Origin of the sequence: Pseudomonas maioricensis (assembly GCF_022790535.1) — a bacterium.
GTDB lineage: Bacteria > Pseudomonadota > Gammaproteobacteria > Pseudomonadales > Pseudomonadaceae > Aquipseudomonas > Aquipseudomonas maioricensis.
Map to the genome: position 1 here is coordinate 406,221 of NZ_LOHG01000003.1, position 15,436 is coordinate 421,656.

Annotated in this window: 13 protein-coding genes; 7 read left to right on the forward strand and 6 right to left on the reverse strand. The window is 57.9% G+C overall.

Annotated elements, in window-relative coordinates:
- Positions 1 to 24: 24 nt before the first annotated feature.
- Positions 25 to 1,110 (forward strand): tRNA epoxyqueuosine(34) reductase QueG, encoded by a 1,086-nt coding sequence (gene queG, locus AUC61_RS07155; RefSeq protein WP_243245268.1) that lies wholly within the window; start codon positions 25 to 27, stop codon positions 1,108 to 1,110.
- 82 nt (positions 1,111 to 1,192) lie between these two features.
- On the opposite strand, the gene AUC61_RS07160 is transcribed toward queG, so the two are convergent.
- Together AUC61_RS07160 and orn are read right to left on the reverse strand one after the other, a co-directional pair.
- Positions 1,193 to 1,807 (reverse strand): trimeric intracellular cation channel family protein, encoded by a 615-nt coding sequence (locus AUC61_RS07160; RefSeq protein ID WP_122663150.1) that lies wholly within the window; start codon positions 1,805 to 1,807, stop codon positions 1,193 to 1,195.
- A gap of 178 nt (positions 1,808 to 1,985) precedes the next feature.
- The gene (gene orn / locus AUC61_RS07165; protein ID WP_243245270.1) at positions 1,986 to 2,522 is read right to left on the reverse strand and encodes an oligoribonuclease; all 537 of its coding nucleotides are present in this window, start codon (positions 2,520 to 2,522) and stop codon (positions 1,986 to 1,988) included.
- Between the two features lie 96 nt (positions 2,523 to 2,618).
- Here orn and rsgA point away from each other — a divergent pair, with 96 nt between their 5' ends.
- Positions 2,619 to 3,650, forward strand: coding sequence for a small ribosomal subunit biogenesis GTPase RsgA (gene rsgA / locus AUC61_RS07170; RefSeq protein ID WP_243245271.1), 1,032 nt, complete (start codon positions 2,619 to 2,621; stop codon positions 3,648 to 3,650).
- Positions 3,651 to 3,817: 167 nt separating this feature from the next.
- Here the strand turns inward: rsgA and motB are convergent, their stop codons facing one another.
- The gene (motB, locus tag AUC61_RS07175; protein ID WP_243245272.1) at positions 3,818 to 4,840 is read right to left on the reverse strand and encodes a flagellar motor protein MotB; all 1,023 of its coding nucleotides are present in this window, start codon (positions 4,838 to 4,840) and stop codon (positions 3,818 to 3,820) included.
- Between the two features lie 3 nt (positions 4,841 to 4,843).
- Entirely contained in the window at positions 4,844 to 5,695 is an 852-nt protein-coding gene (gene motA / locus AUC61_RS07180) for a flagellar motor stator protein MotA (RefSeq protein WP_122663154.1), read from the reverse strand.
- A gap of 209 nt (positions 5,696 to 5,904) precedes the next feature.
- Between motA and AUC61_RS07185 the strand changes: the two genes are divergently transcribed.
- The 4 genes from AUC61_RS07185 to AUC61_RS07200 all read left to right on the forward strand — a co-directional run bounded on the left by AUC61_RS07185 (position 5,905) and on the right by AUC61_RS07200 (position 11,211).
- A complete protein-coding gene (locus AUC61_RS07185) occupies positions 5,905 to 7,440 on the forward strand; it encodes an HDOD domain-containing protein (RefSeq protein ID WP_243245273.1) in 1,536 nt (511 codons plus the stop codon).
- 45 nt (positions 7,441 to 7,485) lie between these two features.
- Positions 7,486 to 8,301, forward strand: coding sequence for a thiosulfate sulfurtransferase (gene rhdA, locus AUC61_RS07190; RefSeq protein ID WP_243245274.1), 816 nt, complete (start codon positions 7,486 to 7,488; stop codon positions 8,299 to 8,301).
- Between the two features lie 32 nt (positions 8,302 to 8,333).
- Positions 8,334 to 9,203, forward strand: coding sequence for an archaetidylserine decarboxylase (gene asd / locus AUC61_RS07195; protein ID WP_243245320.1), 870 nt, complete (start codon positions 8,334 to 8,336; stop codon positions 9,201 to 9,203).
- 223 nt (positions 9,204 to 9,426) lie between these two features.
- A complete protein-coding gene (locus AUC61_RS07200; protein WP_243245275.1) occupies positions 9,427 to 11,211 on the forward strand; it encodes a molecular chaperone in 1,785 nt (594 codons plus the stop codon).
- A 272-nt stretch (positions 11,212 to 11,483) separates the two neighbouring features.
- Here AUC61_RS07200 and serB read toward each other — a convergent pair whose 3' ends face one another.
- On the reverse strand, positions 11,484 to 12,698 hold the full coding sequence (serB, locus tag AUC61_RS07205; protein ID WP_243245276.1) for a phosphoserine phosphatase SerB: 1,215 nt from the start codon (positions 12,696 to 12,698) through the stop codon (positions 11,484 to 11,486).
- A gap of 130 nt (positions 12,699 to 12,828) precedes the next feature.
- Here serB and AUC61_RS07210 point away from each other — a divergent pair, with 130 nt between their 5' ends.
- Positions 12,829 to 14,379 (forward strand): AhpA/YtjB family protein, encoded by a 1,551-nt coding sequence (locus AUC61_RS07210; RefSeq protein ID WP_243245277.1) that lies wholly within the window; start codon positions 12,829 to 12,831, stop codon positions 14,377 to 14,379.
- Positions 14,380 to 14,639: 260 nt separating this feature from the next.
- Here AUC61_RS07210 and AUC61_RS07215 read toward each other — a convergent pair whose 3' ends face one another.
- Positions 14,640 to 15,332 (reverse strand): PqiC family protein, encoded by a 693-nt coding sequence (locus tag AUC61_RS07215; protein ID WP_243245278.1) that lies wholly within the window; start codon positions 15,330 to 15,332, stop codon positions 14,640 to 14,642.
- Positions 15,333 to 15,436: the final 104 nt, after the last annotated feature.

Here is a 15,436-nt window from a genome sequence, read left to right on the forward strand (position 1 = left end):
CCTCCACCCGGTTTCTCCTTGCGCATGCCCGTTATTACTGTTGATTCGCCCAATACTGTTGACCTCGCCACCCTTGCTCAGTCGATCAAGGAGTGGGGCCGCGAGCTGGGCTTTCAGCAAGTCGGGATTGCCGGGCTCGATCTCGCCGAACACGAGCAGCACCTTGAGCGTTGGCTCGAAGCGGGCTATCACGGCGAGATGGACTATATGGCAGCGCATGGCAGCAAACGTTCGCACCCTGAAGAACTGGTGCCCGGCACCTTGCGGGTAGTCTCGTTACGCATGGACTATCTGCCCGGCGATACAGAGATGACGCAACGCCTGACCGAGCCGGAAAAAGCCTATGTGTCGCGTTACGCCCTTGGCCGCGACTATCACAAGCTGATTCGCAAGCGTGTGCAGCAATTGGCCGAGCGCATCCAGCAAGCCATTGGACCGTTTGGCTATCGGGCCTTCGTTGACAGCGCCCCGGTGCTGGAAAAAGCCATTGCTGAACAGGCCGGGCTGGGCTGGATCGGCAAGAACACACTGGTACTCAATCGCAAAGCCGGAAGCTTTTTCTTTCTTAGCGAGCTGTTTGTCGACCTGCCGTTACCGGTGGATCCACCCCACGCGACCGAGCATTGCGGGCGCTGCACCGCGTGTTTGGACATTTGCCCCACCGCAGCCTTTGTCGGGCCTTATGTGCTGGATGCCCGGCGTTGTATTTCTTATCTGACCATCGAGCTGAAAACTGCTATCCCAGAAGAGCTGCGTCCGCTGATCGGCAATCGGGTATTTGGTTGTGATGACTGCCAGATTGTCTGCCCGTGGAATCGCTTCGCCCGACCGACCGATCAGAGCGACTTCCAGCCACGGCATAATCTGGATAACGCAGGCCTGGCCGAGCTGTTCATGTGGGATGAGGATAAATTCCTCAGCAGTACCGAAGGCTCCCCCCTGCGCCGTGCGGGCTATGAGCGCTGGCTGCGCAATCTGGCAGTCGGCCTGGGCAATGCACCGTCGACGATCCCCGTGCTGGAGGCGCTTGAGGCAAGACGGGATTATCCGTCGGAATTGGTGAGGGAGCATGTGGAGTGGGCGTTGCGGCAGCATGCGCAGAATCGCTGATCCGTAGGAGCTGCCGAAGGCTGCGAATGGTGGAGTGTCAGATGCCCCCCTCGCAGCCTTCGGCAGCTCCTACAAAAAAACATCAGTGCTCATCACCCTTGTAGACAAACTTCGGCATGTTCCAGTTGAAGCGGATAGCCAGCAGGCGAAGCAGCAGACCGCCGAACAGGGTAATCAGAATGCTCTGCTCCTCAGGCAACTGCAGGTGCTGACACAGCAGAAAACACCACGCGGCCAGAAATGACACGCTGGCGTACAACTCACGGCGGAACACCAAGGGAATGTCATTGCAGAAGATATCCCGCAGGATGCCGCCAAATACGCCCGTGATCACGCCGCAGACAGAGGCCACCAGCAAGCCGGTCCCGACTTCCAGCGCGGTCATCGTGCCTATCAAAGTAAAAGCCACCAGCCCCAAGGCGTCGAGCACCAGAAACAGCGAGCGCAGATGGCGCATCAACGGTGCGATGAAAATGGTCAACAGCGCCGCGACACTGGTCAGAATCAAGTATTCGGGGTGTTTGACCCACGTCAGTGGGTAGTGCCCCAGTAGAACATCGCGCACCGAACCGCCGCCAAGGGCGGTCACGCACGCGATCAGCACCACACCGAACCAGTCCATGCCACGCCGCCCCGCCGACAACGCACCCGTCATGGCTTCAGCGGTAATAGCGATCAGATAGAGCATCAACAACATGGCGGCAGTCCCTGCGACGAAGCCGCGCAGTTTAGGGCAAGCACCAAAAGAGGGCAAAACTAGAATGCGCGTTAGTCTTCTGTTGGAGCGTGGCTTGCCCGCGAAGAAAGTTACGCGGTATATCCGCTATACCGCGTGGTCCAATTCGCGGGCAAGCCTCGCTCCAACAGGCCGCGCATTAACCCTTAATGAAATGCTCGCGATAGAACCGCAACTCGGCGATCGACTCACGAATGTCATCCAGCGCCAGGTGGGTGCTGCCCTTCTGGAACTTCAACTCAGGCGACCAACGGGCAGCCAGCTCCTTGAGGGTGGAGACGTCGAGGTTGCGGTAGTGGAAGTAATGTTCCAGGGTCGACATGTGGCGATAAAGGAAACGGCGATCCTGGCAAATGCTGTTGCCGCAGATTGGCGAACTGCGCTCTGGCACCCATTGCTTGATGAACTCAAGGGTCTGAGCTTCTGCTTCAGCCATGCTGATAGTGCTCTCGCGAACCCGCTGAGTCAGGCCCGAACCACCGTGTTGACGAGTGTTCCACTCATCCATTTTGGCCAGGGTTTCATCACTCTGGTGAATGGCGATGACCGGACCTTCAGCCAGAGTATTGAGTTGGCTGTCAGTAATGATCGTTGCCATTTCGATAATGACGTCGGTGTCCGGGTCCAGGCCGGTCATTTCCAGATCGATCCAGATCAGGTTCTGCTTGTTCTGCATATTTGGCTCCTCAGCGTAGGCGCGCAGTTTAGCTCACCCCGGCGTGCTAGACTCCCCCGCGTTTACTTATCAGCTGCTTTATCACTCGGAACACCCATGGCCAAACGCCAACTCAATCGTCGTCAGAACTGGCGCATCGAAAAAATTCAAGGCGAGCGCGCTGCCCGCGCCGCCAAACGCGAATCACAAACCCTGGAAACACTCGAGGGCGGCGATCTAGGCCCCGAGCAGACCGGGCTGGTGATCGCCCACTTCGGCGTGCAGGTCGAAGTCGAAGCGCAGGACGGCGATCAGGCCGGTCAGGTTTTCCGCTGCCACCTGCGCGCCAACCTGCCTGCGCTGGTGACCGGCGATCGAGTGGTCTGGCGCGCCGGCAACCAGGGCATCGGCGTTATCGTCGCGCAACTGCCGCGCACCACTGAGCTGTGCCGCCCCGACAGCCGTGGGCAACTCAAGCCGGTTGCCGCCAACGTCGATCTGATCGTGATCGTGTTCGCGCCAATGCCAGAACCTCATGCCAACCTGATTGACCGATATCTGGTCGCAGCCGAGCACGCAGGTATTCGCCCGCTGTTGCTGTTGAACAAATTCGACCTGATCAACGAACAGAACGCCCCGGCGCTTAATGCGTTGCTGGAGGTTTACCGGACGCTGGGTTATCCGGTGCTGGAAGTTTCTGCGCACCACGGCGACGGCATGCAACAACTGCAAACCCAGCTGGACGGGCATATCAGCGTCTTCGTGGGTCAATCCGGCGTGGGCAAGTCATCGCTGGTCAACAGCTTGCTGCCTGAGGTCGAAACCCGTGTGGGCCCGCTGTCCGAGTTGTCTGGGCAAGGCACGCACACCACGACCACCGCCCGTCTGTTTCACTTCCCCCGTGGCGGCGACCTGATCGACTCCCCGGGTATCCGTGAATTCGGTCTGGGCCATGTCAGTCGTGCGGATGTTGAAGCTGGTTTCATCGAGTTCAACGAGCTGATCGGTACCTGCCGTTTCCGCGACTGCAAGCACGACCGTGAACCTGGCTGTGCATTGCTGATTGCACTGGAAGAAGGCCGCGTGCAACAGCAACGCATGAACAGCTACCGCTCGATCATCGCCAGTTTGCCGGAAAGCAGCTACTAGCTGCGCCTTGTAGGAGCTGCCGCAGGCTGCGAAACGCAACTGTCTGGAAGAATGCCTTCGCAGCCTTCGGCAGCTCCTACAGATTTGCGGCCGACAAAAAAGCCCGGACTCTCACGAGTCCGGGCTTTTTACTTGCAGCTTTAGGCTTGTAGCTTGCGGCTAGAACGCTAGTTCTTCGTCTCGTCCAGCTTCAACGTGCCGTCTTCGAACAGGTTCAGCTTCTGGCGCAATTCACGTGGCTGGGCATATGCCTGCGGGTCAGCTGGCTGTCCGTTCGACGCACCGGGCGCTGCGCCCGGAGCAGGGGCCGGCGCTTTTGGTGCTGAATCACCCGCACCACTGTTCTGACTGCCTTCCATCCGTTGCAACGCTTTCTTGGTCATGACCACGATGTCGATGCGGCGGTTGACCGGGTTGAGCGGCAGGTTGCGGTCATACAGCAGCGATGACGCATAACCCACCACGCGCGCCACCTGACCTTCAGGGTAAGTACCTGCCACCAGAGCGCGTCGCGCTGCGTTGGCGCGGTTGGCCGAAAGCTCCCAGTTACCGAACTCGCCATTGCCTGCATACGGTTTGGCGTCGGTATGACCGCTCACACTGATCTTGTTCGGCACTGCTTTGATGGTGTCAGCCATGGCCAGCAGTATGTCTTCGAAATACGGTTTCAGTCGCGCACTGCCCAGATCGAACATCGGACGGTTATCCGCGTCAGTGATCTGGATCCGCAGACCATCCTGAGTAATCTCGAAATGGATCTGGTCCTTGAATTTCTGCAGTTCAGGGTTCTCGTTGACCTTGTTCTGCAGCTCTTGAAGCAGCAGTTCCAGGCGTTCCTGCTCTACCTCTTCCGCTTTTGCTTCAGCTGTCTCGGCTTCGATTGGCACCGTGTCCGGCGTCGGCGTGTTCTTGATTTCCGGGTTCAGGGTCTGGTCCGGGGACATTTCCGGCGAGCCGCCCAGATCAATTACATAGGGCGAACCACTTTCCGAGAACCCGACCGGGTCCTTGAAGTAACCGGCAATAGCGACCAACTGCTCCGGGGTCGCCGAAGACATCAGCCACAACACCAGAAAGAAAGCCATCATGGCCGTGGCAAAGTCGGCGAACGCAATCTTCCATGCGCCGCCGTGGTGCCCGCCCTCATAGCGCTTGACGCGCTTGATGATTATCGGCTGATTATTTTCCATGACTCAGCGACCGCGAACCGCTTGTTCCAGCTCACTGAAGCTGGGCCGATGCGCTGGATAGAGAACCTTGCGGCCGAACTCGACGGCCAGCGAAGGTGGCATGCCGGAAGCCGAAGCGACCAGCGAAGCCTTGATGGATTCGTAAACGTTCAGCTCTTCCTTGGCGTCGTGAGCCAGGGAGGTTGCCAGCGGGCCGAAGAAACCGTAAGCCGCCAGAATACCGAAGAAGGTGCCCACCAGTGCCGCACCTACGTGGTTACCGATCGCAGCCTTGTCACCATCGCCCAGCGAAGCCATGGTCACAACAATACCCAGTACCGCCGCCACGATACCGAAACCGGGCATACCGTCAGCAATACCGGTAATGGCGTGGGAAGGATGACCCAGCTCTTCCTTGATGCTTTGCAGCTCCATGTCGAACAGGCCTTCCAGTTCGTGAGGAGCCATGTTGCCCGACGACATGATGCGCAGGTAGTCACAGATGTAAGCCGTCATGCGCTCGTCTTTGAGCACGCCGGGATACTTGGCAAAAATCGGGCTGGCTGCCGCATCTTCGATATCCCCTTCAATCGCCATCATGCCTTCACGACGACTCTTGTTGAGAATTTCGTACACCAGACCCAGTACTTCAAGATAGAACGCGTGGGTGAAGCGAGTGCCGAACATCTTCAGCGACTTCTTCATCACGTGCATGGTCATGTAGCCAGGGTTGGCCTGCAAAAACGCGCCAAATGCCGCACCACCGATGATCAACACCTCGAAAGGCTGGATCAGCGCGGCAATTTTGCCGTGTGAAAGGACGTATCCCGCAAGCACGCTCGCGAAAACGACGATGATGCCGATAATTTTAGCCATAGGTAGAAAGTACTTACTGAGTCGGGTTCAGGGACATGTGCGGAAGTTCTTGAAACTCTTCTTCTACTTATCGGCATATGTGAGCCAGACTATAGCCAGATAAATCGAAAAGCCAGTTGACCGGTGAACGGGGGCCCAGGCACAGGGGTCTTACCCATTGATTTCGCAGTGTCCACTGCCTAAATTTTCAGTCGCACGGGCCTTGATGCATGCCTCCAGAAACGTCGTCACAGCTTCCCGTTCCGAACACGCTTGATGCGTGGATCAAACAGTTGGACAGCATTGCGTTGCCAGTGCCTCTCGCCAGCCACAGCAAAGTCCGCAGCGCGCTGAACGATAGTCGCCGCTCGTTGCGGGACATCGCCGATATGATGCAGGACAGCCCGGCCCTGGTCCTGAGCGTGATGCGCGAAGCCAACAGCAACGGTACCGGCCTGACCGAACCTGCTGAAAGCCTGGAAGTGGCAATAACTCGCCTGGGTCTGGCGCGCACCGAAGTGCTGCTTAATCGACTGCCCGCGCTGGAGAACGAAAAAATCCCGGTGACTTTTCGGCAATTACTGCTGATCAGCCAACACGCCACACAGCAGGCCAACGGTCTGTTTGCCAGCCGTCTTGCTCGCCTGTGGCAAGACATCCACCTTGGTAGTTTGTTGTTTCTGGCGCCGCTGTGGCCAATAGCCCTGGCGCACCCGAAATTGCTGGATGAGTGGGAACTGCGGGTGATCCATAAAGGCGAATCATCACGCACGGTGGAGAAAGCGCTGTTTGGTGTCAGCCTGCTGGAACTGTGCATGGAGCTGGCAACCTTGTGGCGCCTGCCGTTGTGGGTCACTCAAGGTTACAAATTACTGATCAGCGAGCGACGCCAACTGGTCAAAGCGCTGCATGTGGCCCGGGCTAACGACGACCCGCTACAGCAACAACAACTGATGGACGCCGATCCGAACCTGCGGCGCTGGTTCAACCAGCCGGCCAACACGGTTCTGCTGGGCAATGGCCTTGCACTCTCGGCTCAACAGGCCTGGGACAGCCCGCACTGCCTGCGCTGGGAATTACTGTGCAGCCTGTATCTGCAACAAACTATGGACAGTGTGCAGCAGCAGGCCCACCAGAACGCCGCCAGCAGCGCTCGCAACCATAACGATCCTGTCCTGTGGCACCCGGCCGAAGCCCTTATCTGGCCGTGGGCGACCCGCCGGATTCACAGCAAACTGCAGGCGGCCCCACCACCCTCCCCCGATGCCCTGCAAAACTGGCGCAAGCAATGTGCCGAGCTGCTTGCTACACCGAGCCCCTTTAGCAACGCCATGCACTTGACCACAACGGCAAGGGACGCGCTGGTTTCCTGCGGCATGGAGCGGGTGATGCTGCTGATGGCAGACAAGACCGGTACCGTCCTGCGTGTTCACCAGATCGCAGGGCTGCGAAATGAGGCGGCGTCTCTCGCGCTCTCTATAAAGGAAAGCACTGTGTTGCAGCGTTTGTTGGCACAACCAACTCAATTACGCATGACACCTGCCAACATCGAGCAATTCTCGGCGTTATTGCCGGGCAACCTGCGCGCTCTGTTTCCCGGTAAACACTGGCTTATACGATCTCTGAGCAGTAACAACAAGGTGTTGATGCTAGTCGTGGCCGATCAGGGCGGCGGGCAGTTTTCGGAAACCTCAGTGCAGGGTTTCGGCAAAACCTGCCAGTGCATTGAACGGGCGCTGACGAGCTTTAGTGGTCGCAAAGCCTGACAGCTGGGCTACAATTCGCCTCTTTTTTCGAATTGGAGGCTGCACATGTCCGTCTTCTCTGACTTGCCGCTGGTCATTGAGCCAAGCGACCTGAAGGATCGTCTGGATGCCCCGGAACTGATCCTGGTGGACCTGACCAGCAGTGCCCGCTATGACGCAGGGCACATACCCGGCGCGCGCTTCGTTGATCCGAAACGCACTCAGTTGGGCCAGCCTCCAGCACCCGGTCTGCTCCCCTCCAAAACCGATCTGCAAGCACTGTTCGGCGAGTTGGGGCACAACGCCAATGCGGTGTATGTGGTCTACGATGACGAAGGCGGCGGCTGGGCCGGTCGGTTTATTTGGTTACTGGATGTGATTGGTCACAGCCAATACCACTACATCGACGGTGGCCTGCTGGCCTGGCAGGCGGATGGTCTGCCTTTATCCACGGATGTTCCAGCCTCCGCAGGGGCGCCTGTTGAACTGCAGTTGCACGATGAACCCACCGCCACCCGCGAGTATCTGCAAAGTCGCCTGGGCGCTGCTGATCTGGCAATCTGGGACGCTCGCGGGCCGCTTGAATACTCCGGCGAAAAAATCGTCGCCGCCAAAGGTGGACACATCCCCGGCGCGATCAATTTCGAGTGGACCGCAGGCATGGACAAGTCACGCGACCTGCGCATCCGTGAAGACATCGCAGAGATCCTCGACAGCCTGGGGATTACCGCGGACAAAGAAATCATTACCCACTGCCAGACACACCACCGCTCAGGTTTCACGTACCTGGTGGCCAAAGCACTGGGTTACCCTCGTGTCAAAGGCTATGCCGGTTCTTGGGGCGAATGGGGCAACCACCCCGATACGCCGGTTGAACGCTAAAAACTTGCCCACTTTAAGCATTACATTCAGGAATTTTGATGAAAGAGCGTCTGTTTATCCTCAGCCAGTACCTGCTTCCGCACCACTTGCTGTCGCGTCTGGCTGGCTGCGTTGCCGAGTGCCGCGTACTCTGGTTCAAGAATGCCTTCACCGCATGGTTCGCCCGTCGCTATCAGGTGAACATGGCGGAAGCGCAGGTCGAGGACTTGAGCGCCTATGAACACTTCAATGCCTTCTTCACCCGCGCCCTGAAACCCGGCGCACGCCCGCTTGATGAAACACCCGGCGCCATATTGAGCCCGGCAGACGGCGCAATCAGCCAATTGGGCCGCATCGAGCAGGGCCGTATTTTCCAGGCCAAAGGCCATAGCTTCAGCGTACTGGAATTGCTTGGCGGTGACCCTGCCCTGTCGGCCCCCTTCATGGGTGGCGAGTTTGCGACCGTGTACCTCTCGCCCAAGGATTACCACCGCGTGCACATGCCGCTCGCCGGTACCTTGCGTGAAATGGTGTACGTGCCTGGCCGGATCTTCTCGGTTAACCAGACCACAGCCGAAAACGTTCCTGAGCTGTTCGCCCGTAACGAGCGCGTCGTTTGCGTCTTCGACACCGAGCGCGGACCGATGGCTGTGGTGCTGGTCGGCGCAATGATCGTTGCTTCCGTCGAAACGGTCTGGGCCGGGTTGGTGACACCGCCTAAGCGCGAACTGAAGACTTTCCGTTACGACGAAGTCGCACGTGCGCCAATCCATCTGGAGAAAGGTGCAGAAATGGGTCGCTTCAAACTGGGCTCTACCGCCATCGTGCTGTTTGGCCCGGACCAGGTGAAGTGGGCCGAGCAACTCACTGCCATGACGCCGGTGCGCATGGGTCAGGCTCTGGCAGCACCTGTCGAGGCCTGAAAAAAGTAAATAGTGGCACTATGTGCCACTATTGCTGTCAGTACCGGAGGATTTCGGTGCTGCGACGGCAGGCCGATGCTGCTAGAGTTCTAGCACCGGCGCTGTAGGAAACTTCGCATTTTGTTGATGTAGATTTCGGCTCCCGTCCGCGGTAGCTGGTATTACTGCATTGATCAAAAGCCGCCGTTCGGGCCAGAGTGGGTAGTTGGAGTTAGCCTGTCACATGAGTAATTTGAGCCTTCCTGTGTTGTTGCGCGTGCCTGCGCCAACGCAGTCGAGCCTGACATTCTGTGAAGCGACGCCCAAGGATCTCAAGCGGTGGATATCTACGCTGCCCAAAGCAAACCTCGGTGAAACCGCCCGTCAGCTCTACCAGGCGCTTGCCGAGCTCAACCAACTGCTCACGCCCAGCGACAATCGCCTGCAACTGCTTGAGCTGCTGCGCCCCGAAGTGCATTTCGTCTGCAAGCACCTGGAACGCCACTTCCTCAATCAAGCGGTTGTGCTCGACGAACGTCCACGCAAGGTCGCCAACCTTTGCCAGGCACTGCAAAACCACTTGGCGGTCGGCTACAAACTGATCATCGAACGTGTCAGCTCACGGCTCAATAAAGACCGGATTCCGCTGCTCGCCACTGCACTGCAACGTGCCCTGCAGTGCCTGAACGGCCCGCTGATTCGCGCCAATCAATTGTATTGTCCCGTGCAGGAAGGTCTTTGGCTTGAGCTGCACAAGATCTATCAAATTGCCTGCGAACACCAATTGCAAAATATGCAGGTCGCAGATGAACAGGCCAGTCACGCCCGCGCGCTGACGGTGGAACAGACCTACATCATTGCGCTGCTAATGGGGTGCTCACGCTGCAACCAGATGCGCCAGCTCAATATTGGTCGCCTTGCTGATGTGCTGGATGCCTGGAGCCCGTTTGTCCGCTTGCAATCACCGGTAGACGAAAACAGCCTCTACGCACTTTCAGCCAGACAGGACAAGCCGCCGCTCTACAAGTCGTTGTTTCCGGAGGATCAGTACCCCAATCTGCTCGGTCTCAACACCCAGGCATTGGCAGCCATGATAAGCCGCTATCTGGAAACCCCTATAGATCAGCGAGCGCAATCGCCACTGTTGGTCCCTCAGGGCTTTACCCCCGACCTGCTTGAGCATCTGGCTGCCGCATGGGGTGATGTTGCAGAGAGAACCTTTCAGCGCACCCCCGGCCAGGGCACCCTGAGCCTGTGCATCGGCATGAGTGCCCTGCATTACTATCTGGGCGGTAAACGCTCTTTCAGTGACATGCTGCAAGTACCGGCGACCAAAGCCGCCGAGTTCACCTTGCAATTGGTGGACGATAAAGCCGACGACCCTTGGGGTAAGGCTTTTGACACCCAGCGTGGCAACACCTCGGCGCTGATGCTGCCTTATGAAGAAATCCAGTATGAACAGCCTGAAGCTGACGGCGGTGATGCAGCGTCCAACGCCCAGCAGACATTCCCGACCTTTAACCTGAACATCGTCAACCACAGCCCCGGCGGTTACTGTCTGGCGTGGCCCAAGGAAGTACCACAGCAGTTGCAGGCCGGAGAATTAGTCGGGATTCAGGATGATGCAGGTCAGGGCTGGAGTGTTGCGGTCGTGCGCTGGGTTCGTCAGGTCCGCAGCGGCGGCACCCAAATGGGTATCGAGCTGATTGCTCCATTTGCGCAGCCTTGCGGCTTGCAGATCATTCGCCCAGAGCAGAACAGCCCTTACATGCGTGCTCTGCTGCTGCCCGAAATCCGCGCCATCGGACAACCGGCCACCATGCTGGCGCCGCGCTTGCCCTTCAAAGAGGGCAACAACGTCATGATCAATATTGCCGGACAAGAACACCGCGGCCTGCTGGGCCATCAGCGCACCAGCAGCGGTAGCTACAACCAGTTTGAGTACGAGACCTTCGAAGTACCCGGTACAGCAGGCGGCGGCACGCTGAAGGCCGACCAGGAATTCGATTCGTTGTGGTCGTCGCTTTAAAGAGCAACACATCCAATACCGTGGGAGCGAATTCATTCGCGAAGAGGCTGGCACATCCCATACCTCTCTATCTGTTGAAATGCAGCCTTCGCGAATAAATTCGCTCCCACACAGACTGTGTGAAAACGTAGCGAGCGACGGCAAGACAAGGCAAAAACAGGCGAAAAAGCGGAGTCTAGGTGTTCTAAATGAGCATTTTTCGCCTGTTTTTAACGCAGTATTGCCGAGCGCAGTAGTTTTCACACAGTCTGCACAGGTTCAAATCCACAGTTTTAGTTGCGCCCTTCCCGCTCCCTGACACCCAGCAGATACAGCACCCCATCCAGCCCCAGCGTCGAGATGGCCTGCCTGGCTGACTGCTTGACCAATGGCTTGGCGCGGAACGCAACACCCAGCCCCGCAATGGCCAGCATTGGCAAGTCGTTCGCGCCATCACCGACGGCGATGGTCTGCTCCAGGCTCAAGCCTTCCTTCGCTGCCAGCTCACGCAACAGGTCTGCCTTGCGCTGGGCATTGACGATGGGCTCAACGGCCACGCCGGTACATTTGCCATTAACCACTTCCAGCTCATTGGCGAAGACATAGTCGATACCGAGTCTGGCCTGCAGCTGTTTGGCGAAGTAAGTAAAGCCGCCCGACAGAATCGCAGTCTTGTAGCCCAGACGCTTGAGTTCGGCAAAGAGGATTTCGGTACCTTCGGTCAAACGCAACGAAGCACCTATTTCGTCCAGCACGCTGACGTCCAGACCTTTGAGCAAGGCCAGACGCTCTTTGAAACTGGCACTGAAATCCAGCTCGCCACGCATGGCGCGCTCGGTGATTTCCGAAACCCGATCGCCCACGCCATGAGCCTTGGCCAGCTCATCAATGACTTCAGCCTCGATAAGCGTCGAGTCCATATCGAACACAGCTAGACGACGGTTGCGGCGGAACAGCGAATCCTGCTGGAACGCTATATCGACGTTCAACTCCTGCGCCACCTGCAAAAACTCAGCCTGCAGGGCTTTGGCGTCAGCAGGCTCGCCACGCACTGAAAACTCAATGCAGCCTTTGCCCTGTTCAGTCGGCGCATCCAGTGGCATGCGCCGTGAAAGACGATCAATCCTGTCAATGTTCAGGCCGTGTTGCGACGTAATCGAGCTGACCCGTTGCAGCTGTTGGGCGGTGACCTTGCGAGTCAGCAGCGTCACGATATGCTGGGAGTTACCCTGATCGTCTACCCACTGCTGATAATCCGCCTCGGATACCGGCGTAATACGCACCTGCTGATCCAGCTTGTGGGCGATGGACTGGATATCTTCGAGGATGGAAGAGTCTTGTCCGGAGTCAGGAATTTCAATCAGAATGCCGAACGACAGGACGTCGTGGATCACCGCCTGGCCGACGTCAAGGACGTTCACTGCGCCCTGTGCAAGCACGCCAGTGATAGCCGCAGTGAGACCGGGACGGTCTTCACCGGTGATGTTAATCAGGACGATTTCGCGCAAGGGACACCCCAGCAGTGGAAAAAAACCGCATTCTAACCACTTTCAGTGACCATCGGGCACAGGCAGCGCTTTGCCGTCACTGGGTCGGTCGTTATACTGCGCGGCAACTTCTTCGAAAGAGCCGTGCTCTGTGAACCGGCCCACGCCCGTTAAAACCGATAATTTCTTCCTGCTGATCTTCCGGGCATTGCGTCATCGCCGTGTACCGATTGCTTTGCGCATTGCCAGCCATAACGTGATCCTCGTCTCTCTGGCGCTGTTGATCTACGCCGGTGTAATGGGTTTGCAATTCAAGCAGGCCATGCACGAGCAGGCCGATGCGCTAGGTCAGGCACTCACCACGCAAACTGCGACCTCTGCCACAGAGCTGCTGGTGTCCAACGACATCCTCAGTCTTAACGTGCTGCTGGGTAATCTGGTGAAAAACCCGCTGGTGGCCCATGCCGCAATCTACAGCGTGGACAACCGTATTCTCGCGGAAGCGGGTCAGCGCCCGAAAAACGGGCTGCTCGGCGAAGCCGAAGGCCTGTACGAGATCAAAATCACTTTTCAGGACACCATGGCCGGGCATCTGCGCATCAGCCTGGACATGTCACAGTTTCAACAGCCGATGACCATCAGCCTGCAAAGCATGGGCATCCTTGCGGGTATCCTGCTGGCGCTGGCGCTGGCTCTGAGCCTGCGCCTGGGCAGACACATTTCCACTCCGCTGATGCAATTGCGGATCTGGCTGCGCGACATCGACCCGTACACTCCGGCAGTTGAACGCCAGGATGAAATCGGTGATCTGGCCCGTCAGCTACGCGCATCTTTCGCGCCGCCAATGCCGGAGCCTGAGCCCGAACCCGAGCCGGAATACGCTGAAGATGACTCGGACGATCACTACGTAGACGCCGAAGAAGACGTTGAACCGGCTTCCACAGGCAGATCCTCACGCGAGCCGGGCTTTGATGAACCGGCCAAACCGCGCTTGCCGGCACCACCGGTGCAGCGGCGTCTGGTCGCCGAAGAAGATGAAGAAGACGAGGACGATCCTTTTGCCGACCTACGCGACCACTCCAGCGTTGCGCCTCAGGTCAGCAAGGCGGCAGTCCCGAGCACACCACAACCGAGTGCCGTGCTGGCAATTCAGCTTGGCTCGCAGGATCAATTGCGTCGCTTGCCGCGCGCACGCCTTACTGATCTGCTGCAACGTTATCGCGATTGCCTGGATCAGGCGTCGTCGCTCTACGATGGCGAACTGCATACCCTGAACGACGGCAGCACACTGATGCTGTTCCATAGTCAGGAAAGCGGGGATGACTACCTCACCAACGCTATCTGCTGTGGTGAACTGTTACGGGCCCTGAGTCACGCATTGCAGATTGAAGTCGCCGATAGCGGCATCACCCTGCAATTACAACTTGGCCTGACATTGGGCGAAGGTCTGGCGGGGCTGAGTCAAATCGACCTGTTGCTGACCGAAACGGCACAAGACGCATTGGCCCTCTCGCAACACAGCCGCAACCTGTTGCTGGTAGAGCGCAAGATCAATGACGATGCTCTGATCCGTCAGCGCGCACGTATCCGCCCGATTGCCAGCCCTGAAGGCGCCTGCTGCGTAGAGCGCCTGATGGAGCCCTACCCTTCGATGCTTGAACGCCAGCTGGCGCGCATGCACGAGACGGCCCGGAAGGTTTGATTCAACTGACCTGAAGCGCACGAGCACCGCGAGGCCGGATAGCGACGCGCCGGTCTCACCGCGATTGACGGCCGTATGTAACCTTGGCCAAATCGCGGATGCATCTGAAAGACATAGAGCCTGTAGGAGCTGCCGAAGGCTGCGAAAGCGATTTCTCCGAAATACCGCCATTCGCAGCCTTCGGCAGCTCCTACAGCGAATTCCGGATAGCAGCCCACAAAAAAGCCCGCATCGCTGCGGGCTTTTTGTTTGCGCCAATCCTAGAAGCGGAACACTTCCAGATCAGTACGAATTGGAGAGGCCATTGGAATCTTTGGCTTCTCAGGCTCTTTGGCGCGAGCCACTGGGGCTTTCTTTGGCTCCTCAGGCTGCCAGGAAATCGGCTTCACCGCAGAGCTCAACTGATCCGCCAGACGCTGGAGCAACAAACCCTGAGCGCGTACCTGATCGGCAGAGGTCCCGGCGTGAAGCTCTTCAAGGTGGACAATACGACTGTCACGAACATTACCTTTACGATCCACCAGACGCCATTGAGCATCAAGAATCGCAGGTTGTTTCGCACCTGAGTCCAGACGACTGATGGACAACACCACTTGCACGTCAGGCGTGAAGTTTGCCGCCGCAGGGGCCAGAACAACGCGCTGGCTGTCCAGCTTCCAGGCGAGTTGACGCAACAGCAGTTGATCGATATCCGAAGACAGACTACCTGCCCAGCGACCATCGCTCGAAGCCGTCAGGCTACCGTCAGGCTGTCGCTGCAGCAGCGTTTCGCGCTGCAGGTAGTCAGCCACTGAGACTGGCCCCAGCAAAACAGCCAGCCCCTTATCATGTGTAGGTTGCCCGGGTGTGCCACTGTCCAGCTGATATAGCGCAGTCGGCTGATGCACACTGCAACCAGCCAGACCCAAAACACCGGTCATCAACAAAACAACGGGAAGGCGTAGAAGATTCATCATCCCATCCAGGTGGCCGCCGTCAGGCAAGCCACAGTGTATAACTCAACAAATTCGTGCAGGCACTCAGCCACGCTTGCGCCTCAAGACGTCATATCATCCGT